This is a genomic window from Nocardioides sp. Z35_8 (assembly GCF_059621125.1).
In genome coordinates this window covers 109,900-132,605 of the sequence record NZ_JCAQIE010000004.1, presented here as the reverse complement: position 1 = coordinate 132,605, position 22,706 = coordinate 109,900, and the positions used below count along the sequence as shown (strand labels likewise).

The following is a 22,706-nucleotide window of genomic DNA, read 5'->3' as shown; positions in this document are numbered from 1 at the left end:
CGTGCGAGCGAAGCGAGCGCGCCGGCGACGAAGTGAGGAGAGGGCCCCGAGCGAGGAACGAGCTCGGTGGGTCCTCGACGAGGGAGCTCAGCCCTCCTCCCACTTCCTGAGCTCCTTGCGCTGCTTCTTCTCCAGCCGCTGGGTCTCGGACTCGATGATGTCGTCCTTCTGCCAGACCACGCGCCCGGCGTTGAGCCCGGTGCCGAGCATCACGAACAGCGGCCACGGGAACTCCTGGCCGGTGGCGAACCAGATCACCCAGCAGATCAGCGAGGCCGACAGGAAGCCCCACACGGCCTGGCGCCGCTCGGCGACGTAGGCCCTCGTCGCCTGCTCGGGGATCGACGAGCGCGGGGCGGGCGCGGCGGTGGGCAGATCGGCCACGAGCGGCACCAGGTCGCCCAGCGTGCGGCTGGCGAGCAGCGCGTCGGCGCGCTCGTCGTACTCGGCCCGGGTGAGCCGGCCCTCGGCGAAGGCATCGGCGAGCACGGTCTCGATCACCGCGCGGTCGCGGTCCGACGCGCGCATCGCCGCGTTGGCGGAGCTGCGCGGATCGTGGTCGAACTGGCTCCACACCTCGATGCCTGGCACGACGCCCATCGTAGGCACGCGCGCCGACGGACGAGGACGTCGTCCGGACCCGGAGGGGTGAGGTCGCGCGCCTGAGGCATGGCTAGCCTCCGCTCCATGAGCACCCCCATCGACCTCGGACGCCCCGTCTCCGGCGACGTCATCGACCTGATCCTCGAGGACCACCGCCGCTTCGAGACCCTCCTCCGGCAGCTGCGCGACAGCTCCTCCGACCGTGACGCCGTGCGCAAGGCGCTCTCGGCGCTGCACGTCGCCCACGCCGAGGCCGAGGAGAAGCACGTCTACCCCAAGCTGGAGCGCAAGAACGCGATCACCGAGCACGAGGCCGAGCACGGCGAGGAGGAGCACGCCGAGGGCCACGAGGCGATGCTGAAGGTCCTCGAGCTCAAGGGCACCGACACGCAGGCCTTCGACGACGCCGTGGAGGAGCTGGCCGCGGCGCTCAACCACCACCTCACCGAGGAGGAGCTCACGATCCTCAACCCGGCGCGTGAGGAGGTCAGCGAGAGGATCCGCGTCGAGCTCGGCACGGCCTTCGCCACCGAGCGCAACGCTCAGCTCGACGCCGACTGCGGCTCCCTCGACAACGTGCGCCGCATCGTGGCGGCTGCCGAGCGCGAGGGTCTCCTCGACGACGACGAGGACGACGACGAGGAGTGAGTCCTCAGCGGCGGTGGCGCATCATCGTGAGCCCGACCATCCGGGCCACGACCATCGCGACGTAGAAGACCCCGACCATCATCTCCACCATGACCACCGAGCGGGCCTGCTCGCCGACGGCGACGATGTCGGACAGGCCGACGCTGGTGAGCGTCGAGAACGACAGGTAGAGCAGCTCGAACCACGTGTGCTCGAAGCCGGACGCGTTGGTGAACGAGTTGGGCCACACGATCTGCACGACCGAGAAGACGTAGGCGAAGCCCCACGCCACGACGGTGAACGCGGCGCCGGTCGCGTAGTACTCGTCGGTGGTGACCTCGTCGTCGTGGAACAGGTAGCGCAGCATCGCGTAGGAGACGTAGAAGTAGAACGGCGCGTGCAGCATCCCCGAGATCAGCAGGATCGCGTCGGTGTCGGGGAAGATCGCCTCGAGCAGGGTGAAGACGATCGTCGGGGCGCCCAGGAAGAACACGACCCGGCTCACGTTGGGCGTACGCCGGACCGCGAGCACCGCCGAGCCGACCGCGAGCATCGCGATGACGCCGAGGAAGCCCCCGCCCAGTCGCGAGCCGCCCAGGAAGGGCCACGCGAGCACCTGCAGCAGCTGGGCGGCGAGCAGCATCGCGGACGGGTGCGCCGTCACCTGCGGGAGAGGTCTGCTCACGAGGATGCAGTCTAGGGACGCGACGCTGCGGCGCCCGGAGGCTCGGCTGGGCTAGGTTCGCCCCGTGGGAGCGCGAGCAGGGCGATGGACGGCCGGTGGCCTCGCCGTCGTGCTCGTCGCCCTGCTGGTCGCCATCGGCCTGGTCGTCACCTCGCAGGACGAGGTCGACGCCGAGCTGACGGCCGCCCACCAGGGCGTCGCCGCGGCGGCGCGCGCCGAGGCGATGGCGTTCCTCACCGTCGACCACCGCGACATGGACCCGCTCGTCGAGGCGGTGCTCGACGGTGCCACCGGCGACTTCGCCGAGCAGTACGCCTCGCAGCGCGACACGCTCACCAGCGAGGCGGTCCGCACGGAGGCCGTCTCGACGCCCGAGGTCGTCTCGCTCGGGGTGGGCGACCAGTCCGGCGACGCCGCGACGGTCCTGGTCGCGGCCAACAGCACCGTCACCAACACGGGCACCGACGGCGAGGGTCAGGTCCGCTACTACCGGCTGCGCCTGCGGCTCGTGCACGAGGGCGGGCGCTGGCTGACCAGCGACCTGGAGTTCGTGAGGTGACGGCCGTGACCCCGACTCCCGTCCCGACCCCGATCGCGCGGCGCTGGCTGGTGGTGCTGGGCGCACTGGTCTGCCTGGCCGCCGGCGCGCTGGCCTGGGCCGTGACCGACGCCGGCGACGATCCGGCCCCGACGGTCGCGACCGCCGACTCCTCCGCGGCGACGCTCGTGTCGGCCGCGGTCAAGGACGCGGTGCGCGAGCGTGCCGGCGAGGCTGCCGCCGCGGCCTACAGCTACTCCTGGGAGACCCTCGCGGCGGACAAGGCCGACGCCCGCGCCCTGATGACGAGCGCGATGCAGGACCGCTACGACCGCACGATGGCCGGCGTCGCGACCGCGAGCCGCCGCGACCGCACGGTGGTGCGCGCCGAGGTCGTCGACACGGCGCTGGTGTCCGCCTCCGCGTCGTACGCCCGCGTGCTCGTCTTCGTCAACCAGCACACCTCGGGCCGCGGGCTCGACCCGCCGACGCTCGACCTCGACCGGGTGCTGGTGACGCTGCGCCGCACGGGCGGGGAGTGGCGGGTCGACGAGCTCGACGCCCTGTGATGGACCGGCCCTTGTGGCCGGGACGCCCCGAAGGAAGGATCCGCGACGTGGACGACGTGACGACCGACCTGCTGATCATCGGAGCCGGCCCGACCGGCCTGTTCTCGGCCTACTACGCCGGGTTCCGCGGGATGAGCGTCGCGGTGGTCGACTCGCTGCCCGAGCTCGGCGGACAGATCACCGCGATGTATCCCGAGAAGGCCATCCTCGACGTCGCGGGCTTCCCGAGCGTGAAGGGTCGCGACCTCGTCGAAGGGCTGGTGACGCAGGCCGCCACCGCCGACCCGACCTACCTGCTCGACCGCACGGCCATCACGCTCGACCACGGCGAGGACCAGGTCGTCGTCACGCTCGACGACGGCACCCGCGTCACTGCCGGCGCCGTGCTCATCACCTCCGGCATCGGCAAGTTCAGCCCGCGACCGCTGCCTGCCGGCGACGGCTGGGTGGGCCGCGGCATGGAGTTCTTCGTGCCCAGCTTCGCCCCCTACGCCGGCAAGGACGTGGTCGTGGTCGGGGGAGGCGACAGTGCGTTCGACTGGGCGCAGCACCTCGAGCCCATCGCCGCGTCGGTCACCCTGGTCCACCGCCGCGACGCGTTCCGGGCGCACGAGCGCACGGTCGCCGCCGTCCGGGACTCCAGCGTGGAGATCGTCACCAACGCGCAGGTCACCGAGCTGCGGGGTGCGGCCCACCTCGAGGAGGTCGTGATCACGGTCGACGGCCAGGACCCCCACGTACGTCCGGCGCAGGCGCTGGTCGCGGCCCTCGGCTTCATCGCCGACCTGGGCGCGATCCAGCAGTGGGGGCTGGAGACCAACAAGCGCCACGTGGTGGTCGACTCGTCCATGCGCACCAACCTGCCGCGCGTCTTCGCCGCCGGCGACATCACCGACTATCCCGGCAAGGTCCGGCTCATCGCGGTCGGGTTCGGAGAGGCCGCGACGGCCGTCAACAACGCCGCTGTCGTCCTCGACCCGGCCGCCCACGTGTTCCCCGGCCACTCCAGCGAGGGGTGAGGGCGCGGGCTGCTACTTGTCGGTAGGCATAATGGCCCGGTGCGCATCGCCATGCTGTCCTACCGGAGCAAGCCCCACTGCGGAGGGCAGGGCGTCTACATCCGACACCTGAGCCGCGAGCTCGTCCGCCTCGGCCACGAGGTGGAGGTGTTCTCCGGCCAGCCCTACCCCGACCTCGACGAGGGTGTCGGGCTCACGAAGGTGCCGAGCCTCGACCTCTACCGCGAGCCCGACCCGTTCCGGGTGCCGCGGCCGAGTGAGTTCCGCGACCGCATCGACGTCGAGGAGTTCCTCACGATGTGCACGGCCGGGTTCCCCGAGCCGAAGACGTTCAGCTCGCGCATCGCCCGGCTGATGAATGAGCGCGCCGGCGACTTCGACATCGCCCACGACAACCAGGTGCTCGGCACCGGCATCATGGCGCTGGAGTCCTACGGGCTCCCCGTGATCGCGACGATCCACCACCCGATCACCATGGACCGGCAGATCGACCTCCAGACCGCGCCCACCTGGCGCAAGCGGCTCACGCTGCGCCGCTGGTACGGCTTCCTGCGGATGCAGGCCCGCGTCGCCAAGCGCTACCGCACGATCCTCACGCCCTCGGAGTCCTCGCGGCGCGACGTCGCGCGCGACTTCGGCGTCGACCCGGACCGCATGCGGACGATCCTGCTGGGCGTCGACGACGTCTTCGCCCCGCCGACCGCCCCGCGGGTGCCGGGCCGCATCCTCGCCATGGCCAGCGCCGACGCACCGATGAAGGGCATCGCGACCCTCCTCGAGGCGTTCGCCAAGCTCGCGGTCGAGCGCGACGTGTCCCTGGTGCTGGTGACCCGTCCCGAGCCGGGCGGGCGCACCGAGCAGCTCATCGACCAGCTCGGCATCGCCGACAAGGTGCAGTTCGTCAACGGCGTCAGCGACGCCGAGCTCGTGGAGGTCATGGGCTCCGCCGAGGTGGCGTGCGTGCCCTCGCTCTACGAGGGGTTCTCGCTGCCGACGGCCGAGCTGATGGCGTGCGCGACCCCGCTGGTGGTCTCGCGCGCCGGCGCGATCCCGGAGGTCGTCGGGCCCGACGGCGAGTGCGCCGACCTGGTGACCCCCGGCGACGTCGGCGAGCTCGAGCAGGCGCTCGCCGCGCTGCTCGACGACCCCGAGCGGCGTACGGCCATGGGCACGGCCGGCCGGGCCCGGGTCGAGGAGCTGTTCAGCTGGCGTGCCGTGGCCGAGGCCACCGCCGCCGCCTACGAGGAGACCATTGCCGACTTCCGGCGTGAGCGAGGCCTGCCCGAGCAGGACCAGGAGGAGAGCATCCGTGCTGACCGTTGACTTCGACCGGCTCGGGCTGCGCCCGGGCGACCGCGTGCTCGACATGGGCTGCGGTGCCGGTCGGCACGCGTTCGAGATGTACCGGCGCGGCGCGGACGTGATCGCCTTCGACCAGGACGCCGACGAGCTGGCCACTGTGCGCGAGTGGTTCACCGCGATGCGCGCGGCCGGTGAGGTGCCCGCGGCCGCCGAGGCGGACGTCAAGGAGGGCGATGCGCTCGCGCTGCCCTTCGCCGACGGTGAGTTCGACCGCGTCGTGGCCGCCGAGGTGCTCGAGCACATCCACGCCGACGTCGACGCCATCAAGGAGCTCGTCCGGGTGCTGCGCCCGGGTGGCACGCTGGCCATCTCCGTGCCCCGGTGGCTGCCCGAGCTCGTCAACTGGAAGCTCTCCGACGACTACCACAACGCCGAGGGCGGGCACGTCCGGATCTACACCGCCGAGGAGCTCGTCGACAAGGTCACCAAGGCCGGCCGGTCCAACGACGGCACGCCCGGCGACGCGATGGTCTTCCTCGGCAAGGACCACGCCCACGGGCTGCACACGCCCTACTGGTGGATCAAGTGCGCCGTCGGCGTGACCAACGACGACCACCCCCTCGCCAAGGCCTACCACCGGCTCCTGGTGTGGGAGATCATGAAGAACCCCAAGGCGCTCCAGTACGCCGGCAAGGTGCTCGACCCGCTCATCGGGAAGAGCATGGTGCTCTACTTCCGCAAGCCCGCATGAGCCGAGCCCTGGGGGTCGAGGAGATCCTCACCCGCGCCCAGGTCGAGCAGACCGCGGCGACGATCGCGGCGACCCAGGAGCCGTCGGGTGCCATCCCGTGGACGGCGGGGGAGCACACCGACGTGTGGAACCACCTCGAGGCGGCGATGGCCCTGATGGTCGGCGGCCGCCGCGAGGAGGCCGAGCGGGCCCTGGCCTGGGTGCGGGACACGCAGCGCGCGGACGGGTCGTGGCCGATGAAGATCGTCGGTGGCGAGGTCGAGGACCACTCCGGCGAGTCCAACATGTCGGCCTACCTCGCCGTCGCGACGTGGCACCACTGGCTGGTCGCCCGCGACGAGGAGCTCGTGCGCCGGACCTGGCCGACGGTGCGCCGCGCGCTCGACTTCGTGGTGGGCCTGCAGCTGCCGTTCGGCGGGATCGCGTGGTCGCAGGAGTGGCGCGACGGCCGTCCCGGTCCGGTCAACGAGCAGGCGCTGCTCGCCGGGTCGTCGAGCATCTACCACTCGCTGCGCGCAGGAGTGGCGCTCGCCGGGCTGGTGGGGGAGCCACAGGTCGAGTGGGAGCTCGCCGGCGGACGGCTCGGCCACGCCCTCCGCGAGCACCGCGACCTCTTCCTCGACAAGTCCGACTTCTCGATGGACTGGTACTACCCGGTCCTCGGCGGTGCGGTCCGCGGGCCCGCGGCGCACACCCTCCTCGCCGAGCGGTGGGACACCTTCGTCGAGCCGGGGCTGGGCATCCGGTGCGTCTCGGAGAACCCGTGGGTGACCGGCGCCGAGACGTGTGAGCTGGTGCTGGCCCTGGAGGCCCTCGGCGACCGGGAGCGCGCGCTCGAGCTGCTCGCGGCGATGCAGCACCTGCGCACCGACGACGGGTCCTACTGGACCGGCTACGTGTTCCCCGACGACGTCAACTGGCCGGTCGAGCACACCACCTACACCGCCGCGGCCGTCGTGCTGGCGGCCGATGCGCTGGGCGACTGGACGCCCGGCGCCGACATCATGCGCGGCACCACGCTCGCGCCCGACTTCGCCGAGGTCGGCCTGGAGTGCGGCTGTCGGCCCGGCGAGGACTCAGCCGAGCGGGTCGCCGGCGTCGCCCGCCGTACGACGTAGCACCCGCATCGAGCCGACGGCGTCGACCTCGGTGAAGGCGCCGCTGGCGATCGCGGGCAGGTAGATGTCCTCGTAGGGCGGCCGGCCGCCGTCGGCGGGGTCGGGGAAGACGTCGTGGATCATGAGCACCCCGCCCGCCTCGACCCAGCGCGGCCAGGTGCGGAAGTCGGTGCGGGCCGGCTCGACGCCGTGGCCGCCGTCGATGAAGAGCAGCGACAGCGGGGTGCGCCACCACCTGCCGACCGTCTCGGAGCGACCCACGACGGCCACCACCTGCTCCTCCAGCCCGGCCGCGGCGATCGTGCGGCGGAAGGTGGGCAGCGTGTCCATCAGCCCGAGGTCGTGGTCGACGAGGCTGTCGTCGTGGTGCTCCCAGCCGGCTTGGTTCTCCTCCGAGCCGCGGTGGTGGTCGACGGTGAGGACGGTGCCGCCGACCTCCCGTGCCGCGCCGCCGAGCCAGACCGCGGACTTCCCGCAGTAGGTGCCGACCTCGAGGGCGGGGCCGTGCGGCAGCCGCTCCCGTGCCCACCGGTGCAGCAGCGCGCCCTCGTCGTCGGGCATGAAGCCCTTCGCCGCGCGGGCGTGCTCGAGCAGGTCGGGCGGGAGCGGGTCGGAGGACGGCACGGGTGGAGAGACTAGTGCGTGTCACGTCGGCGGCCGCGGGGCCGTCAGGAGGGTGAGAGCAACCACCACACACGGGAGCAGCCATGAGCAACCACACCATCGTCATCCCCGCCGCCGACCTCGCGCCCGCCACGGCGTTCTACCGCACGGCGTGGGGGACCGAGCCGCACACCGAGACGCCCTACTACGTCGGGTTCAACCTCGACGGGCAGGAGATCGGGCTCAACCCGCAGGGCGAGCGGGACGGGATGACCGGACCCGTCGTCTACTGGAGCACCGACGACCTCGCCGCCAAGGTGGCCGAGGTGGAGGCCGCCGGCGGGACCGTCGTACGCCCGGTGACCGAGGTGGGCGGCGGCACGTCCCTGGCCCTGCTGACCGACCCGGCCGGCAACCAGGTCGGCTTCATCACCCAGGCGGACGGCTAGCCTGCGTCGGCGTCCACGTCCTGGCGCATCTCGTCGGGCTCGACGCCGCTGTCCGCCGCGAGGCCGTGGCGCCAGGTGTTCCAGTGCCAGGTCAGGTAGCGGTCGACGGCCCGCACGGCGTGCGCGCTGCGGATCGAGTGGAACATGTCGAAGGCGTGCTGGGCGCCCGGCAGCTCGGCGTAGACCACCGACTTCCTGGAGGTGCGCCGCAGCTCGGCGACGAACAGGCGGGCCTGGTCGACGGCGACCAGCGAGTCGAGCTCGCCGTGGATGACGAAGAAGTCGGGGGCGTCGGGCGTGATGCGGAGGATCGGTGAGGCCGCCTCGTAGACGTCGGGCGCGTCCTGCCACGTCGTCTGGACCACGCGCGGGCCGAGGAAGGCGTCGCGCATGCCGATCGCGTTGGCCAGGCCGGTGGAGCCGGCGAAGTCGTAGACGCCGTAGAACGGGACCGCCGCCTGCACCGAGGTGTCGGCGTCCTCGAACCCGGGCTGGAAGGCCGGGTCGCCGGGCGTCAGCGCTGCGAGTGCGGCGAGGTGGCCGCCCGCGGAGCCGCCCGTGACCACGAGGTAGTCGGGGTCGCCGCCGTAGTCGGCGATGTTGTCCCTGACCCAGGAGATGGCGCGCTTGACGTCGACGATGTGGGCGGGCCACGCGTCGCGGGGGGCGAGGCGGTAGTTGATCGCGACGCAGACCCAGCCCTTGGCGGCCATCCGGTTCATCAGGGGGCGTCCCTGGTGCTCCTTGGCGCCCAGCGTCCAGGCGCCGCCGTGCACCTGCAGGAGCACGGGGGCGTCCGTGATCGCGTCCTGGTCCGCCGGCAGGTAGATGTCGAGGTGGCCGCGCCTGCCGGCCTCGGAGTAGGGCAGGTCGCTGATCACCCGGACGGCGTCGTCGCGGAAGTCGAAGGGCCGCGCCAGCCGTCGCCAGGGGGTCGCGAGGTCGGCCGGGTCGGGCGCCTCGTCGAGCTGCTCGACGTAGTCGACGCCGAGCCCCTCGACCAGGGCGTCCTCGAAGCGGTCCTCGGCGCGCTGGCTCTGCCGGATCATGTGGGCCAGGCCGAGCGCGCTGGCGCCGGCGAGCGCGAGCCCCGCCTTGGCGCGGATCCCACTGCGACGGCTCTTGGTGAGGTGGCTCGCCGCGTCGAGCGCGGTGAGGGCCAGCATCTGCGGTGCGGTCTCGCCGAAGAGCCACCCGGCGACGAACGCGGGCAGCCCGGCACGTCGGCCGCGCGGCGGGCGGAGGGCGTTCGCGGTGAGAGCGGCGATCACGGCCTGGCGGGTCAGGAAGCTCACGTGCCATACGTTACTCGTCGGTACCACTCCCTGTCCGGCGAGCCGACCGACCCCTGCGTCAGGCGAGCCCGTTGAGCACGGCGTAGCCGGCGCCCAGCACGCCGGTGGCTGCGACGGCGGTGCCGGCGAGCGTCGTGAGCGCCACCCGGCTGCGCAGCCGCACGACCACCACGCCGAGCAGGACGACGCCGAGGGCCAGGCAGAGCAGCCAGTAGACCGGGCTGGTCGTGTCGCCGACGACCGTCAGCCCGTAGATCGCGTCGGCGACCAGCACACCCGCCAGCGCGCCGGCGCCGAGCGCCGCACGGACGGCGTGGCCTCCGACGACCGCGGCCGCGGCGGCGCCGACGAACGGGCCGGCGACCACACCCACCAGGCTCCAGAACAGCGGGTCGTAGGCGAGCCCGCGCAGCTCGGAGGCGACCGTGTAGCCCAGGACGAGGCTGACGAAGGACACCACCCCGAGCACCGCGCCCGCGGCCACGGTCGGTCGGACCGCGACGATCATCGACGCGGTCAGCACCGTCCAGCCGGACGGCGAGTTGGCGAACGACGACAACGCGTCGGGCAGGAAGCCTTGCGCCCACGACGTCAGCCCGCCCAGCACCAGGCTGCCGGCCACGACGACGAGTGCGGACAGGGGCCATCGGGCCATGGGGTTCATGGCTCCATCCTCGACGGGGCGGGGCGCCCGCTCCACCGATCCGGGCGACCCCGGCACCTGGGTACCGAAAGTCGGTACCGGAGGACGAGCTCGCGCACTACGTTCGTCACCGATGACGGGGATGCACGCCGATGAGCACGTGGCCGACGACGAGACCGTACGGCGACTCGTCGCCGAGCAGCTACCGCAGTGGTCCGGGCTGCCGGTGCGGCGGCTGCCGCCCGTCGGCACCGACAACCAGCTCTTCCGCCTCGGCGAGGACCTGCTCGTCCGGATGCCCCGGATCTCCGGACCGGCCGCGACGGTGGCGTTCGAGCACACGTGGCTGCCGCGACTGGCGCCGCACCTGCCGGTGGCGATCCCGGCGCCCGTCGCGCTGGGGGAGCCGGGTGAAGGCTTCCCGTGGCCGTGGACCGTCGTGCCATGGATCGAGGGCACGACGCCGACGGAGGCCACCTACGACCCGGAGCGGTGGGCGGTCGAGCTCGGCACGTTCGTGCGAGCCTGTCGCGCCGTCCCGGGCATGGACGCCCCGGTCAAGACCGAGGGACGCGGTGCCCCGCTGGCAGCCCTCGACGCCTGGGTGCGGGAGTGGACCGCCCGGGCCGACGCCGGTGCGGTCTCCCGCGACGCGGTGCTCGCCGTCTGGGAGGACGCGCTGGCGGCGCCGGCGCACGACGGCGAGCCGTGCTGGTTCCACGCCGACCTGCACGACGGCAACCTGCTGGTGCGCGACGTCCGCCTTGTCGCGGTGATCGACTGGGGCGCCGCCGGGCGCGGTGACCCCGCGATCGAGCTCAACGCGATGTGGGGCTACGTCCCGTCGTCGGCCGCCGGGCTCTACCGCGAGAGCGTCGGGCTCGACGAGGCCGCCTACCGCCGTGCCCGTGGCTTCGCGCTCGCCCCCGCCATCAGCGCCTGGACCTACTACCGCGACACCGCCCCCGAGACCTCGCGCGGCGCGCTGCAGACCGTGCGGCGGCTCATCGCCTCGCTCGACGGGTGAGCCGGGCCCGGCCTCGGTCGCGGCGCCTCAGAGCTGCTTGCGCAGGTGCACGTCGTCCCGGCCGGGCGTCGGCACCGACTCCCAGCGGAAGATCTCCTCGTAGCCGAGCCGCTGGTAGAACGCCGGAGCCTGGAAGGTGAACGACGTGACGAAGACGTGCGTGCAGCCTCGCTCGACGGCCTCGTGCTCGAACGCCGCCAGCGCCCTGGCGCCGACACCGGTTCCCCGCTGGTCCTCGTGCACCCACGTCAGACCGATCCCGGCGGCCTGTCCCCAGGTCCAGCCCGAGACCCCCGCCATCAGCTCGCCGTCCTGCTCGACCTTGACGGTGAGCTCGACGGCGGGAGCAACGTCCGCGGTCGCGGCAGCGTTGTAGCGGTCCAGCTCGTCGTTGAGTCGCTGGTCGAGGGCCGGGTCCTCCTTGCCGATCAGGATCTGTGCGTCTCGCATGGCCGGAGCGTAGCGGCGCGCGGGGGACTCGCGCCGTGGTTGTCGGGCAGGGGGCGTCGCCGGGGGAGGGGCGTGCGTGGCCTCCTCGAGCGCAACTGGAGCCGCGGGTCCCCTCCGGCGAGGACGGCAGGGCGCCGCTCGCTCGCACCGAGACGTGCCGGTGGCCCCGCTACCGGGTGGGTGGCGGGGTGAGGGGCGGGGTCATGGTCGGCGGGGGTGGGGGATGCCCGGCGGTGCGGCCGTCTCTGCCTCGTCGATCCGGGTGGTGCCGGTGGGGTCGCGGCGGTAGCGGTGGCCGTGGGGGCTGGTCCACTCGAACGTGCCTGGCGCGGTGGTCGCGTAGCGCCAGGCGGTGTGGGTCTTGAGCCGGTGGTGCGACCGGCACAGGGCGGCGAGATTCTGCGTAGCCGTCGGCCCGGGCTGCGGTCTCCCGTCCGCGGCGGCGTCGTGGTCGAACTCGGTGACGTGGTCGATGTCGCAGCCGCGGGCGGGGCGGGTGCACCACGGGAACACGCAGGTGCGGTCCCTCAGAACGACTTGCTCCCGGATCCGGTCGGGGATCGCGTAGCCGGGCGCGGTGAGGTGGGCATTGAGGTCGATGACCGGCCTGATCGTGACCTTCGTGCGCGAGTCGGCGCACCAGTCCTTGACCTGGTCGAGCAGGACGAGCCGCTGGCCCTCCTCCAACCGGCCGGTCGGACCGAACACGGTGGTGTCGCAGATCGTGGCGTCGAGGTGAGCGTGGAGCACGACCTCCCGCGCGACCGGCAGGCCGTCATCGGTCCGCGTCGCTGTGGTGGTCCGGGTGCCCTGGTGGTGGAGGTCGAGGGCGGTCTGGGTGCGGGCGAGGTCACCGAGGGCTGCGGCCCGTCGCGCGTCGAGCGGCTCGGGTGAGCCGAGCGCGGCCAGGGTCGCGGCGCCGTGCGCGAGCGCGCGGTCGAGGTCGAGGGCGTCGGCGAGGTCGAGCTCGGCCTCGAACCGCATGGTGCCGGCGAAGTGCACGTGCTGGTCGTGGAGCGTCGCGTGACGCGGGTCGACGTCGAGGTAGCCGTCCTCCGGATCGGCCGACCGGTCCGGCACAGCGAGGTCGAAGCGCTTGATGGTCTCGGCGACCAGCCGGTCGAGCTGGGCCGGCCCGATGCGGCCGGCGACGGCGGCCACCTGCGCGTCCACGAACGCCGCCGCCTCGATGCTCAGCGACGGTGCCGCGTGGATCGTGACCTCCGCGACCGCCCGCGCCCGCCACGCCGGCACCCTGCCGGCGTGGACCTGCGCCCACAACCGCGGCAGCCGGTGGCGCAGCTCCAAAGCGTGGCCGATGAGCCGCTTCGCTGAGGTCGTCGAGATCCCGAGCACGCCCCCGAGCTCGGCCACGCAGAACTCCGCGACCAGCGGCGTGCCCTCGCCCGCGATGGGCTCCTCGTGCTCACAGCCGGGCACGGTGAACGACGCCGCGTGGTGGATCGACTCCGGCGGGTGCAGGTCAGCCCACCGCGCAGCCACCTCGAGCAGATCGGCCGCGGCGCGCTCCTCGGCAGCCTTGCGCTCCCGCGCGAGCGCAAGCAGGCCACCGGCGGTGAGGTCCACGACCCCACCCACCTCCGGTCCCGTCAGCGTCTCGATCATGTGTTCGATTCTACGGCGAACCACCGACAGCCGCTCTACGTCTCCACAGGCGCTGAGGCGCGCCCGACCGTGTCCTCCGGCCCACGACAGCCCGCTCCGCGAAGAGCTCCAGCACAGCTCCTACGGCGACCCCCCGGGAACCGATGCCCACAAGCGTGACGCTGCCGGGCGCGGTCACTCGCCGGTGGCACCGTCGATCGACTCGCGGATGAGATCGGCGTGTCCGTTGTGCCGGGCGTACTCCTCGAGCATGTGCAGCATGATCCAGCGCAGGGTGAACTGCCCGCCCTCACGACGGCTCGGGGTCACGGCCGGCTGGCCGAGCCCGCCCAGCCGGAGGGCGTCATCGATGTCACGACGCGCCTGGGCGACTGCGTCATCCATGAGTCGACGCAGCTCCTCGGGACTGTCGTCCCTCGCCGAGCGGAGCTCCCAATCGGGGTCGGCATCCCAGTCCGCGGAGTCCCACGGCTGTCCCAGCGGCCGCCCGTGCAGCACGAAGCCGAACCAGTGCGCTTCGTTGAGGGCCACGTGCTTGAGCAGTCCACCCAGTGTGAGCGTCGACGGCGGATGGGTCCGTCGCAGCTGGTCGGCGGTCAGCCCGTCGACCTTCATCCGGAGGGTGTCTCGGTGGTAGTCGAGGTAGGCCACCAGCATGTCGGCCTCGTCGGCGGCCAGGGGCGGATCGGTGCGCTCGATCGTCATGGGTGCGACCGTACTGTCCGAGCGAGACGTGGCATGCCATTTGTCGCGCCCGCACTCGCCGTCGGTGAACCCAGGACGCCGCAGCGAACGCGCGGGTCCGTCGCCTGAGCGCGGAGCGCGGAGAGGTGTCAGAACGTGTAGCCGAACGCCTCGAGGTCGGGGGCGTAGACCTCGGCGACCTTCGCCCGGGTCGCGTCGGTGTAGTAGTCGCGGTAGCTGCCGTGCGGGGACTTGTTGCGGTGCGGCACGTGGACCGGCTCGCCGCCGAGTCGGCGCTCGACCTCGGCGAGGTCGTCGGCGAAGGACTCGGTGCGTCCCACGAAGTCGACCTCCCGGCCGGGCGCGCGCAGGTAGTCCACCTGCGGCCGGCCGACCCGCGGGAGCTCGGTGGTGCCCCGCAGCACGAACTCCTCGAAGCCCGAGTACGCGGCGGCCGCACGCCACATCTCGTTGCCGCGCATCCGGGTGGCCTCGGGTCCCTGCGGCCGGCCGCTCGACGGGCCCCACTCGCGGTCCCAGTCCTGGATCATCGACCACCACGAGACCATCCGCGCCCACGGGTTGCGCACGAACGCGAACGACCAGTAGTCGGCCGTCTGGGGCTCGGCGCGCAGGATGCGGGCGTACGGCGCGTGCCGGCCGAGCGGGGGACGTACGCCGGGCGCCTTGCTCCGCGCGTCGGGGCAGCAGCGCTCGAACACGACCCCGACCGAGACCCCGCCGGTCTTCGGCACGTGCACGAACAGGGCGCGCCTGGTGTCGGAGATCAGCACGGGCGCGAGGCTAGCCGACGCACCTGTGGCAGCCCGCGCCTGCATCCGGGCCACCCGGCCGCGGCGCTTCGGGATGCGCGATGATCGACGCGTGATGACGTTCCTCGAGCTCGGGCCGGGCCGGGACTTCGTGCTCCTCGCCCTGCCCAAGACCGCGAGCACGTCGCTCGAGCGGACTCTGTCGCCGTACGCCACCGAGGTCGTCGGCTCGCCGCCGGGCCGCAAGCACCTCCCGGCCCGCGGCTTCGTCCACACCAAGGCGCACGAGCTCGCCGCGCAGGGGCACCCACGCGAGTCCTACGACCTGGTCACCATGTTCCGCGAGCCGGTCGCCTGGCTGGAGTCGTGGTGGCGCTACCGGGCCCGCGAGGACAGCCGGCAGTCGACGGCCGAGATGACCTTCGAGGAGTTCGCGCTCCACTACCTCGCCGGCGACGACGAGGCGCCCGTGCCGAAGGGCCGCCCTGCGCGGTTCATCCACGCCCAGGGCAGCGTCGCGGTCGACCACGTGCTCGCCGTCGAGCGTCCCGACGTCTGGACGTCGTGGTTCGCCGAGCGGATCGGCCGACCGCTGGAGTTCGAGCGGCGCAACGCCTCGTCCGCCGAGCACGGCGAGCTCGGGTTCGCCACCCGCGAGGCGCTGGTGGCCCACTTCGCCCCGGAGTACGAGGTGTGGCGGCGCCTGGCCGACGCCGGCGTGTGGTCGGGCGCCCGCGGCACCCGCCTGGAGTCGCTGGGTCAGCAGCGAGATCAGTAGGTGTAGCCGAAGAGCTCGATGTCCTCGGCGTAGACCTCGGCGACCCGCTGACGCGTCTCGTCGGTGTAGTAGTCGTGGTAGGTGCCGTGCTTGGACTTGTTCTTGTGCGGCGGCGTCGTCGGCTCGAGGCCGAGCTGCACCTGCACGCGCTGGAGGTCCTGCACGAAGTTCTCGGTGCGGCCGATGAAGTCGACCTCGCGCCCGTGCTTGGGGGCGCGGAGGTACTTGATCTGCGGCGTGCCGACGCGGGGCAGCTCCTCGGTGCCGCGCATCACGAACTCGTCGAAGCCGGAGTACGCGGCCGCGGCCCGCCACATGTCGTTGCCGTCGCGCATCGAGTGGTGCTTGACGTCCTGCGGCTTGCCGCTGCGGGGGCCGTGCCGACGGTCCCAGGCGGAGATCATCGAGTACCACGAGACCATCCGCGCCCACGGGTTGCGCACGAAGCCGAACGTCCAGTAGTCGATCACCTGCGGCTCGTGCTTGATGATCTTGCCGAGCGTCGCGTGGCGGCCGATGGGGACGCGCGCCTTGCGGGCGTCGGGGCAGGCCTCCTTGACGGTCTCCTCGACCGACACGCCGCCCGTCTTGGGGACGTGGACGAAGAGCACCTTGCGCGAGTCGCTGATCAGCACGCGGCGAGGCTATCCCACCGCGGCAGGGCTCCCACGCGCCGCCGAGCACCTAGCATCGCGACGTGACGACGACCGCACCGGCGCGCGGCTACCGGGCCTCCCAGAAGGTGCTGCACTGGCTGACGGTGCTGGCCGTGGCGGCGCAGTTCGCCGTCGGCTACGCCCTCGACCTCGACGGCGACTGCGACCCGTCGGGGGAGGACCGCAGCGGCGGCGACACCACCGACGCGGAGGAGGAGCGGTTCGACCGGCTCGAGGAGGCGTGCGAGGCGCGCGCCGACGACTACGACCTGCTCGGCGGCGGGCTCGACCTGGCGGAGCTGCACCTCGGCCTCGGGATGACCGTCCTGCTGCTCGGTGTCGTACGCCCGCTGTGGCGACGGGTGGCCGGTCTCCCGCCGTGGTCGGACCACCTCTCCACGCGCCAGCGGCGCCTGGTCCACTGGACCGAGCGCGCCCTCCTGGTGCTGCTGGTCCTCGTGCCGCTGAGCGGGCTGTTGCTCGTCGGCACCGGGGACGACGCCTGGCTGCCCCTCCACATCGGGGCGCATGTGGCGTTCTTCACCGCCCTGGCGGCGCACCTGTCCACCAACCTGCGCCCGGTGATCCTGCGCCGGATGCTCTGAGCCCGGCGCCCGCACTCCCGAGCGGGCGCGTCAGCGCTCGAGCGGCCAGCCGCGCTGCGCCCAGCCCCCGGTGCCGCCCGCCACGTTGATCGCCGGGACGCCCTGGGCTCGCAGGTGGTCGACCACCTGGCGGCTCCGGCCGCCGGACTGGCAGATCACGAAGACGGGCCGGTCGCGCGGCAGCTCGGCGACGTGGGCGGGGACGTCGTTCATCGCGGTGTGCGTGGCCCCGGGCACGTGACCGCCGGCGTACTCGTCGTCCTCGCGGACGTCGAGGACGAACGCCCCCTGGCTGTGGGCGGCGGCGAACTCGTCGAGACCCACCTCGTCCTGCGGTCCGTCGGCGGCGGCCTCCTGCGCGGCGGCGACCTCCTGGCGTACGGCGTCCATGTCGAGGCCGCGGGCCTGCTCGATCACCCCGGCGAGGGCCTGCGGCGGCAGCGCGCCGGCCTGGTTGAAGAGCAGGATCCCGTCGCGGAACAGCATCAGGGTCGGGATCGAGGTGATCGCGGCCATCTGCGCCAGCTGCTGCTCGGCCTCGGTGTCGACCTTGCCGAAGACGATGTCGGGGTTGTCCTCCGACGCCTTCTCGTAGACGGGGGCGAACTGCCGGCACGGTCCGCACCAGGCGGCCCAGAAGTCGACGAGGACGATGCCCTCACCGCTCACGGTCTGCTCGAAGTCGGCCAGGGTCAGCTCTCGCGTGCTCATGCCTCCACAGTGCCACGGAGGTCGGAGCAGGGCCTCACCAGCCGCGTTCGCGCCACTCAGCGAGGTGGGGGCGCTCGTCGCCCAGCCGGCCGTCGTTGCCGTGGCCGGGGTAGAACCAGGTGTCGTCGGGGAGCCGGTCGAACAGCTTGGTCTCCACCTCGCCGACCAGCTGGGCGAACGCCTCGGCGTCGCCGAAGGTCGAGCCCACGCCGCCGGGGAAGAGCGAGTCGCCGGTGAACAGCTGCGGGCTGGGGGAGACGGCCTCGTCGTCGAGGAGCAGGCAGATCGAGCCCGGCGTGTGGCCGGCGACCGGAACGACCACCAGGTCGCACGTGCCCACGGCGACCGTGTCGCCCTCGCCGACCCGGCGCTCCACGGTGACGCCGGTCTGCTCCTCGATCGCGTCGGCGTCGGGGGCGCCGGCGACCACCGTCGCGCCCGGGTGGGCCGCCTTCACCGCGGCCAGCGCCCGGTGGTGGTCCCAGTGCTGGTGGGTCGTGACGATCGCGGTCAGGGCCCGGTCGCCGATGAGCTCCAGCAGCCGCTCCGGCTCCGCCGCCGCGTCGACGAGCACCAGCTCGTCGGTCTCGGTGCAGTGCAGCAGGTAGCAGTTGTTGGACATCTCCGGGTCGACGGCCACCTTCGTCAGGGTCAGGCACCCGAGCGGGCGCACGCCCGGCTCGCCGCCGGGGGACACCTCGCCGGTGTAGGACTCGTTCACCATGGATCAACCTTCGGTAGCTCGTCGGAATCGGATGTGAGGCCCTCGCCGGAGCCACGGCCGGTGAGCCACCAGCCGAGGGCACCCGACGTGCCACTGACCACGGGCACCTGGTCGGCGGCCTCGCCGGGCGAACCGTAGCGCCAGGTGTGCCCGAGGTCGGTGGGCCGGACGGCGAACGGCTGAGGATAGGCGCGCTTGGTCATCGACTCCAGCAGCATCGCGCGGAAGTCCTCGGGCCAGTCGTCGGCCGTGTAGCCGGTGCCGAGGTCGGCGTGGTGGATCTCCACCTCGCGCAGCCGCATCAGCACCGCGTTGCGCAGCGCGAAGCCAGGTCCGCCCGGAGTGCGCTCGAACCGGCCGTCCCAGTCGTCGGGCCGCATCGCGGTGAGCGCCTCGCCGAAGCGGGCCGTCGACGCCGCGAGGCGCTCGCGCAGCTCCTCCGGCCCGGTCGACGCGAGGTCGTCGATGTCGGCGTCGCGCGCCTGCGGCGAGGCGTACATCGGCTGGGGTCGTCCGGTGCGGGCTCCGTGCAGGACGCCGGCGAGACCCTCGGCGTTGAGCGCGAGGTGCGCGAGCACGTGGCTGCGGGTCCAGCCCGGCAGTTGGGAGGCCTCCGCATACTGGGCACCAGCGAGCGCCTCGACCGTGCGGCCGAGCGCTCGATCGGCTCGGGCGACGGTGTCCGGCCCTGGTCTCGGGAGGTCGATCACCCGACCATCGTGCCACCACCGGCGCCTCCGTGCGGTCCACCCTGCCGGGTGGACGATGGGGCGCTGTCGGTGCTGCGTGAGAGGGTGGATCGGTGCGTCGACTTGATCGCGACGCGCCTCCGGGACGAACATGCGTTCGACTCCGTCAAAAGCCAGAACGAGGACCACTGTGGCCGACCAGCTCATCATCAGGGGCGCCCGCGAGCACAACCTGAAGGACGTCTCGCTCGACCTGCCGCGCGACTCGCTCATCGTCTTCACGGGCCTGTCCGGCTCGGGCAAGTCGAGCCTCGCCTTCGACACCATCTTCGCCGAGGGCCAGCGCCGCTACGTCGAGTCGCTGTCGGCCTACGCCCGCCAGTTCCTCGGCCAGATGGACAAGCCCGACGTCGACTTCATCGAGGGCCTGAGCCCGGCCGTCAGCATCGACCAGAAGTCCACCTCGAAGAACCCCCGCTCGACGGTGGGCACGATCACCGAGGTCTACGACTACCTCCGCCTGCTCTACGCCCGCGCGGGCCGCGCCCACTGCCCCACCTGCGGTGCCCCGATCGAGCGGCAGACGCCGCAGCAGATCGTCGACCGCATCCTCGCGCTGGAGGAGGGCCGCCGGTTCCAGGTGCTGGCGCCGGTGATCCGCGGCCGCAAGGGGGAGTACGTCGAGCTGTTCCGCCAGCTGCAGCAGCAGGGCTTCAGCCGGGCGCGCGTCGACGGCCAGACCCACTCCCTCGACGACCCGCCGACCCTCGACAAGAAGCTCAAGCACACGATCGAGGTCGTGGTCGACCGGCTCGCGGTCAAGGAGTCGTCCAAGCGCCGCCTCACCGACTCGGTGGAGACCGCCCTCGGCCTCGCCGGCGGGCTCGTCGTCTTCGACTTCGTCGACCTCGACGCCAAGGACCCGGGCCGGGAGATGAAGTTCTCCGAGAAGATGGCCTGCCCCAACGACCACCCCATCGACACCGACGACCTCGAGCCGCGCTCGTTCTCGTTCAACTCGCCCTTCGGAGCGTGCCCGGTCTGCTCCGGCCTCGGCACCCGGATGGAGGTCGACCCCGACCTCGTCGTCCCCGACCCCCGCGCCACGCTCGGCGAGGGCGCGATCGCCCCGTGGAGCGGCGCGCACGTCGCCGACTACTTCCTGCGCCTGGTCAACGCGCTGGGCGAGGAGCTCGGCTTCGACCTCAACACGCCCTGGGAGGAGCTCCCGGCCAAGGTGCGCACCTCCCTGCTGGAGGGTCACAAGACCAAGGTCCACGTCGTCACCCGCAACCGCTACGGCCGCCAGCGGGCCTACTACGCCGCGTTCGAGGGCGTGCGCCCCTACGTCGAGCGCCGCCACCGCGAGGCCGAGTCCGACACGAGCCGCGAGCGGTTCGAGGGCTTCATGCGCGAGGTGCCGTGCCCGGCCTGCCGGGGCACCCGCCTCAAGCCGGTCTCGGTGTCGGTCACCCTCGGTGCCCGCGACCAGGGCGGCAAGAACATCGCCGAGGTGTGCGCCCTCCCGATCGACGAGGCCGCCCACTACCTCCGCACCGTGGAGCTCTCCGCGCGCGAGCGCCAGATCGGCGAGCAGGTGCTCAAGGAGATCCAGGAGCGCCTGCGGTTCCTGCTCGACGTCGGCCTCGACTACCTCTCCCTCGACCGGCCCAGCGGGTCGCTGTCGGGTGGCGAGGCCCAGCGGATCCGGCTCGCCACGCAGATCGGCGCCGGCCTCGTCGGCGTCCTCTACGTGCTCGACGAGCCCTCCATCGGCCTCCACCAGCGCGACAACCAGCGCCTGATCGAGACCCTGGTCCGGCTCAAGGAGCTCGGCAACACGCTGATCGTCGTCGAGCACGACGAGGAGACCGTCCGGGTGGCCGACTGGGTCGTCGACATCGGCCCCGGCGCCGGTGAGCACGGCGGCCAGGTCGTCCACTCCGGCACCGTCGAGGGTCTGCTCGCCCACCCCGACTCGATGACCGGGCAATACCTCAGCGGCCGCCGCGAGATCCCGGTGCCGGCCGTGCGCCGCCCGCGCACCAAGGGCCGCGAGCTCGTCGTCCACGGTGCGCGCGAGCACAACCTCCGCGACGTCGACGTCGCCTTCCCGCTCGGGGTCCTCACCGCCGTCACCGGCGTCTCGGGCTCGGGCAAGTCGACGCTGGTCAACGACATCCTCTACACGTCGCTGGCCAAGCAGATCTACAACGCCCGCACCGTTCCCGGCCGCCACACCAAGATCACCGGCCTCGAGCACGTCGACAAGGTGATCCACGTCGACCAGTCGCCGATCGGCCGCACCCCGCGCTCCAACCCGGCCACCTACACCGGCGTCTTCGACCACGTGCGCCGGCTCTTCGCCTCCACCCCCGAGGCCAAGATGCGCGGCTACCTCCAGGGCCGGTTCTCGTTCAACGTCAAGGGCGGGCGCTGCGAGGCGTGCTCCGGCGACGGCACGATCAAGATCGAGATGAACTTCCTCCCCGACGTCTACGTCCCGTGCGAGGTGTGCCACGGCGCCCGCTACAACCGCGAGACGCTCGAGGTGCACTACAAGGGCAAGACCATCGCCGAGGTCCTCGACATGCCGATCGAGGAGGCCGCCGAGTTCTTCGCCGCGGTGCCCGCGATCGCGCGCCACATGAAGACCCTGGAGGAGGTCGGGCTCGGCTACGTCCGTCTCGGGCAGCCCGCGACCACGCTGTCCGGCGGCGAGGCGCAGCGCGTCAAGCTCGCCAGCGAGCTGCAGAAGCGGTCCACCGGCCGCACGGTCTACGTCCTCGACGAGCCCACGACCGGCCTCCACTTCGAGGACATCCGCAAGCTGCTCGGCGTGCTGTCGAGCCTGGTCGACAAAGGCAACACCGTCCTGGTGATCGAGCACAACCTCGACGTCATCAAGACCGCCGACTGGATCATCGACATGGGTCCCGAGGGCGGCTCGCGGGGCGGCATGGTCGTCGCCGAGGGGACGCCCGAGCAGGTCGCGGCGGTCCCGGAGAGCCACACCGGTCACTTCCTCGCGCCGATCCTGGAGGGTCGCGGCGCCCAGCAGCCGGGGGCACCGCGCCGGCAGCCGGCCGTGGCCGCGAAGTCGGGGCCGGCGACGCGCACCGCGACGAAGGCCACCGCGAAGAAGACGGCGGCGAAGAAGGCCCCTGCCAAGAAGGCCCCTGCCAAGAAGACCGCGGCCAGGAAGACGACGAAGAAGTCCTGACCGACCATCAGGTTTCTCACAGGTCCGCTGGCTAGGGTCGCGGCATGACCGCCCTCAACAGACGTCGCGCCCTCACCGGATCGGCGGCGATCGCCGTCGGTGTCCCCGTCCTCGCCGCCTGCGGCTCCGACGGCGACTCGACGGCCACCGACCCCGCCGACTCGGCAACGCCCTCGCCGAGCGACACGAGCTCGGCGCCGAGCACCGACGGCACCCAGACGCCGAGCGGCGGCGCGGCGCTGGCGAGCGCCTCGGACGTGCCCGTCGGCGGGTGCGTGGTCAACACGGACGCGAAGGTCGTGGTGACCCAGCCGACCGAGGGCGACTTCAAGGCGTTCTCGGCCGTGTGCACCCACCAGGGCTGCCTCGTCCAGTCCAGCAGCGAGGGCGACATCCCCTGCCCGTGCCACATGAGCCGGTTCTCGCTGGACGACGGCTCGCCGCTGTCCGGACCCGCCACCGCGCCGCTCGCCGCGGTGCAGATCACCGTCGACGGGGACTCGATCACCGAGGCCTGATCGGCAGCGCAGCGGGGCCCTCCGGGCTGTCGGGGGGCGC

At 72.5% G+C, this 22,706-nt stretch carries 26 protein-coding genes; 13 read left to right on the top strand and 13 right to left on the bottom strand.

All coding sequences use genetic code 11. The features are described from left to right. Positions 1–87: 87 nt before the first annotated feature. Positions 88–591 (bottom strand): DUF1707 SHOCT-like domain-containing protein, encoded by a 504-nt coding sequence (locus tag AC54T2_RS17105; RefSeq protein ID WP_496666771.1) that lies wholly within the window; start codon positions 589–591, stop codon positions 88–90. A 96-nt stretch (positions 592–687) separates the two neighbouring features. On the opposite strand from AC54T2_RS17105, the gene AC54T2_RS17100 reads away from it, so the two are divergent. Beyond that, positions 688–1,251, top strand: a complete 564-nt coding sequence (locus AC54T2_RS17100) for a hemerythrin domain-containing protein (protein WP_186341181.1) — start codon at positions 688–690, stop codon at positions 1,249–1,251. A 4-nt stretch (positions 1,252–1,255) separates the two neighbouring features. Here the strand turns inward: AC54T2_RS17100 and AC54T2_RS17095 are convergent, their stop codons facing one another. Next, positions 1,256–1,915 (bottom strand): ion channel, encoded by a 660-nt coding sequence (locus tag AC54T2_RS17095; protein WP_496666770.1) that lies wholly within the window; start codon positions 1,913–1,915, stop codon positions 1,256–1,258. A gap of 64 nt (positions 1,916–1,979) precedes the next feature. On the opposite strand from AC54T2_RS17095, the gene AC54T2_RS17090 reads away from it, so the two are divergent. Genes AC54T2_RS17090 through AC54T2_RS17065 form a run of 6 tightly spaced genes read left to right on the top strand, consistent with a single transcriptional unit; the run spans position 1,980 to position 7,212 of the window. Then, entirely contained in the window at positions 1,980–2,474 is a 495-nt protein-coding gene (locus tag AC54T2_RS17090) for an Rv1363c family protein (RefSeq protein ID WP_496666769.1), read from the top strand. Positions 2,475–2,479: 5 nt separating this feature from the next. Then, positions 2,480–3,022 carry a hypothetical protein gene (locus AC54T2_RS17085; protein WP_496666768.1) on the top strand — a complete coding sequence of 181 codons (543 nt, stop codon included), beginning with the start codon at positions 2,480–2,482 and terminating at the stop codon, positions 3,020–3,022. Between the two features lie 47 nt (positions 3,023–3,069). Then, on the top strand, positions 3,070–4,041 hold the full coding sequence (locus tag AC54T2_RS17080; RefSeq protein WP_241005109.1) for an NAD(P)/FAD-dependent oxidoreductase: 972 nt from the start codon (positions 3,070–3,072) through the stop codon (positions 4,039–4,041). 39 nt (positions 4,042–4,080) lie between these two features. Further along, positions 4,081–5,364, top strand: a complete 1,284-nt coding sequence (locus tag AC54T2_RS17075) for a glycosyltransferase family 4 protein (RefSeq protein ID WP_496666767.1) — start codon at positions 4,081–4,083, stop codon at positions 5,362–5,364. After that, positions 5,351–6,094 carry a class I SAM-dependent methyltransferase gene (locus tag AC54T2_RS17070; RefSeq protein ID WP_186341186.1) on the top strand — a complete coding sequence of 248 codons (744 nt, stop codon included), beginning with the start codon at positions 5,351–5,353 and terminating at the stop codon, positions 6,092–6,094. The genes AC54T2_RS17075 and AC54T2_RS17070 overlap by 14 nt, the downstream gene beginning before the upstream one ends. Beyond that, positions 6,091–7,212, top strand: coding sequence for a prenyltransferase (locus tag AC54T2_RS17065; protein ID WP_496666766.1), 1,122 nt, complete (start codon positions 6,091–6,093; stop codon positions 7,210–7,212). The genes AC54T2_RS17070 and AC54T2_RS17065 overlap by 4 nt, the downstream gene beginning before the upstream one ends. Here the strand turns inward: AC54T2_RS17065 and AC54T2_RS17060 are convergent. Then, positions 7,171–7,836 (bottom strand): class I SAM-dependent methyltransferase, encoded by a 666-nt coding sequence (locus tag AC54T2_RS17060; protein ID WP_496666765.1) that lies wholly within the window; start codon positions 7,834–7,836, stop codon positions 7,171–7,173. The genes AC54T2_RS17065 and AC54T2_RS17060 overlap by 42 nt on opposite strands. Positions 7,837–7,919: 83 nt before the next feature. Between AC54T2_RS17060 and AC54T2_RS17055 the strand changes: the two genes are divergently transcribed. After that, positions 7,920–8,264: a VOC family protein gene (locus AC54T2_RS17055; protein ID WP_186341188.1), complete on the top strand. Its 345-nt coding sequence runs from the start codon at positions 7,920–7,922 to the stop codon at positions 8,262–8,264. Here AC54T2_RS17055 and AC54T2_RS17050 read toward each other — a convergent pair. Together AC54T2_RS17050 and AC54T2_RS17045 are read right to left on the bottom strand one after the other, a co-directional pair. Further along, on the bottom strand, positions 8,261–9,559 hold the full coding sequence (locus AC54T2_RS17050) for an alpha/beta hydrolase fold domain-containing protein (RefSeq protein WP_496666764.1): 1,299 nt from the start codon (positions 9,557–9,559) through the stop codon (positions 8,261–8,263). The two genes, AC54T2_RS17055 and AC54T2_RS17050, sit on opposite strands and share 4 nt — an antisense overlap. Positions 9,560–9,617: 58 nt before the next feature. Continuing rightward, positions 9,618–10,223 carry a DUF6518 family protein gene (locus AC54T2_RS17045; protein WP_489976773.1) on the bottom strand — a complete coding sequence of 202 codons (606 nt, stop codon included), beginning with the start codon at positions 10,221–10,223 and terminating at the stop codon, positions 9,618–9,620. A 112-nt stretch (positions 10,224–10,335) separates the two neighbouring features. Here AC54T2_RS17045 and AC54T2_RS17040 point away from each other — a divergent pair, with 112 nt between their 5' ends. Next, on the top strand, positions 10,336–11,229 hold the full coding sequence (locus tag AC54T2_RS17040) for an aminoglycoside phosphotransferase family protein (protein ID WP_496666763.1): 894 nt from the start codon (positions 10,336–10,338) through the stop codon (positions 11,227–11,229). Between the two features lie 27 nt (positions 11,230–11,256). Here AC54T2_RS17040 and AC54T2_RS17035 read toward each other — a convergent pair whose 3' ends face one another. From AC54T2_RS17035 to AC54T2_RS17020, 4 genes are all read right to left on the bottom strand, one after another. Further along, positions 11,257–11,679: a GNAT family N-acetyltransferase gene (locus tag AC54T2_RS17035; protein WP_186341191.1), complete on the bottom strand. Its 423-nt coding sequence runs from the start codon at positions 11,677–11,679 to the stop codon at positions 11,257–11,259. Positions 11,680–11,880: 201 nt separating this feature from the next. After that, the gene (locus tag AC54T2_RS17030; RefSeq protein WP_496666762.1) at positions 11,881–13,305 is read right to left on the bottom strand and encodes an HNH endonuclease signature motif containing protein; all 1,425 of its coding nucleotides are present in this window, start codon (positions 13,303–13,305) and stop codon (positions 11,881–11,883) included. A gap of 174 nt (positions 13,306–13,479) precedes the next feature. Then, complete coding sequence (locus AC54T2_RS17025; RefSeq protein ID WP_186342613.1) at positions 13,480–14,010, bottom strand: DinB family protein; 531 nt, start codon at positions 14,008–14,010, stop codon at positions 13,480–13,482. Positions 14,011–14,138: 128 nt separating this feature from the next. Next, positions 14,139–14,783, bottom strand: coding sequence for a sulfotransferase family 2 domain-containing protein (locus AC54T2_RS17020; RefSeq protein ID WP_186342612.1), 645 nt, complete (start codon positions 14,781–14,783; stop codon positions 14,139–14,141). A 91-nt stretch (positions 14,784–14,874) separates the two neighbouring features. Here AC54T2_RS17020 and AC54T2_RS17015 point away from each other — a divergent pair, with 91 nt between their 5' ends. After that, on the top strand, positions 14,875–15,540 hold the full coding sequence (locus AC54T2_RS17015; protein WP_186342611.1) for a hypothetical protein: 666 nt from the start codon (positions 14,875–14,877) through the stop codon (positions 15,538–15,540). Here AC54T2_RS17015 and AC54T2_RS17010 read toward each other — a convergent pair. Continuing rightward, the gene (locus AC54T2_RS17010; protein ID WP_186342610.1) at positions 15,534–16,175 is read right to left on the bottom strand and encodes a sulfotransferase family 2 domain-containing protein; all 642 of its coding nucleotides are present in this window, start codon (positions 16,173–16,175) and stop codon (positions 15,534–15,536) included. The genes AC54T2_RS17015 and AC54T2_RS17010 overlap by 7 nt on opposite strands. Positions 16,176–16,237: 62 nt before the next feature. Between AC54T2_RS17010 and AC54T2_RS17005 the strand changes: the two genes are divergently transcribed. Beyond that, positions 16,238–16,801 carry a cytochrome b gene (locus AC54T2_RS17005; RefSeq protein ID WP_186342609.1) on the top strand — a complete coding sequence of 188 codons (564 nt, stop codon included), beginning with the start codon at positions 16,238–16,240 and terminating at the stop codon, positions 16,799–16,801. Positions 16,802–16,831: 30 nt separating this feature from the next. Here AC54T2_RS17005 and AC54T2_RS17000 read toward each other — a convergent pair whose 3' ends face one another. From AC54T2_RS17000 to AC54T2_RS16990, 3 genes are read right to left on the bottom strand one after another with little or no spacing between them, the layout of a single operon-like run. Continuing rightward, positions 16,832–17,512 carry a thioredoxin domain-containing protein gene (locus tag AC54T2_RS17000; RefSeq protein ID WP_186342608.1) on the bottom strand — a complete coding sequence of 227 codons (681 nt, stop codon included), beginning with the start codon at positions 17,510–17,512 and terminating at the stop codon, positions 16,832–16,834. Positions 17,513–17,546: 34 nt separating this feature from the next. Next, the gene (locus tag AC54T2_RS16995) at positions 17,547–18,236 is read right to left on the bottom strand and encodes an MBL fold metallo-hydrolase (protein ID WP_186342607.1); all 690 of its coding nucleotides are present in this window, start codon (positions 18,234–18,236) and stop codon (positions 17,547–17,549) included. Beyond that, complete coding sequence (locus AC54T2_RS16990) at positions 18,230–18,946, bottom strand: maleylpyruvate isomerase family mycothiol-dependent enzyme (RefSeq protein WP_489976780.1); 717 nt, start codon at positions 18,944–18,946, stop codon at positions 18,230–18,232. Before AC54T2_RS16990 ends, AC54T2_RS16995 begins: the two co-directional genes overlap by 7 nt. A gap of 169 nt (positions 18,947–19,115) precedes the next feature. Between AC54T2_RS16990 and uvrA the strand changes: the two genes are divergently transcribed. Together uvrA and AC54T2_RS16980 are read left to right on the top strand one after the other, a co-directional pair. Next, positions 19,116–22,148, top strand: a complete 3,033-nt coding sequence (uvrA, locus tag AC54T2_RS16985; RefSeq protein WP_496666761.1) for an excinuclease ABC subunit UvrA — start codon at positions 19,116–19,118, stop codon at positions 22,146–22,148. 44 nt (positions 22,149–22,192) lie between these two features. After that, positions 22,193–22,666, top strand: coding sequence for a Rieske (2Fe-2S) protein (locus AC54T2_RS16980; RefSeq protein ID WP_186342604.1), 474 nt, complete (start codon positions 22,193–22,195; stop codon positions 22,664–22,666). Positions 22,667–22,706 lie beyond the last annotated feature (40 nt).

Excerpts from the sequence above, each read along its gene's own strand:
- AC54T2_RS17030 (WP_496666762.1), bottom strand. The coding sequence starts at position 13,305 with ATGATCGAGACGCTGACGGGACCGGAGGTGGGTGGGGTCGTGGACCTC.
- AC54T2_RS17055 (WP_186341188.1), top strand. The coding sequence starts at position 7,920 with ATGAGCAACCACACCATCGTCATCCCCGCCGCCGACCTCGCGCCCGCC.
- AC54T2_RS17025 (WP_186342613.1), bottom strand. The coding sequence starts at position 14,010 with ATGACGATCGAGCGCACCGATCCGCCCCTGGCCGCCGACGAGGCCGAC.
- AC54T2_RS16995 (WP_186342607.1), bottom strand. The coding sequence starts at position 18,236 with ATGGTGAACGAGTCCTACACCGGCGAGGTGTCCCCCGGCGGCGAGCCG.
- AC54T2_RS17065 (WP_496666766.1), top strand. The coding sequence starts at position 6,091 with ATGAGCCGAGCCCTGGGGGTCGAGGAGATCCTCACCCGCGCCCAGGTC.
- AC54T2_RS16980 (WP_186342604.1), top strand. The coding sequence starts at position 22,193 with ATGACCGCCCTCAACAGACGTCGCGCCCTCACCGGATCGGCGGCGATC.
- AC54T2_RS17040 (WP_496666763.1), top strand. The coding sequence starts at position 10,336 with ATGACGGGGATGCACGCCGATGAGCACGTGGCCGACGACGAGACCGTA.
- AC54T2_RS17035 (WP_186341191.1), bottom strand. The coding sequence starts at position 11,679 with ATGCGAGACGCACAGATCCTGATCGGCAAGGAGGACCCGGCCCTCGAC.
- AC54T2_RS17100 (WP_186341181.1), top strand. The coding sequence starts at position 688 with ATGAGCACCCCCATCGACCTCGGACGCCCCGTCTCCGGCGACGTCATC.
- AC54T2_RS17000 (WP_186342608.1), bottom strand. The coding sequence starts at position 17,512 with ATGAGCACGCGAGAGCTGACCCTGGCCGACTTCGAGCAGACCGTGAGC.
- AC54T2_RS17045 (WP_489976773.1), bottom strand. The coding sequence starts at position 10,223 with ATGAACCCCATGGCCCGATGGCCCCTGTCCGCACTCGTCGTCGTGGCC.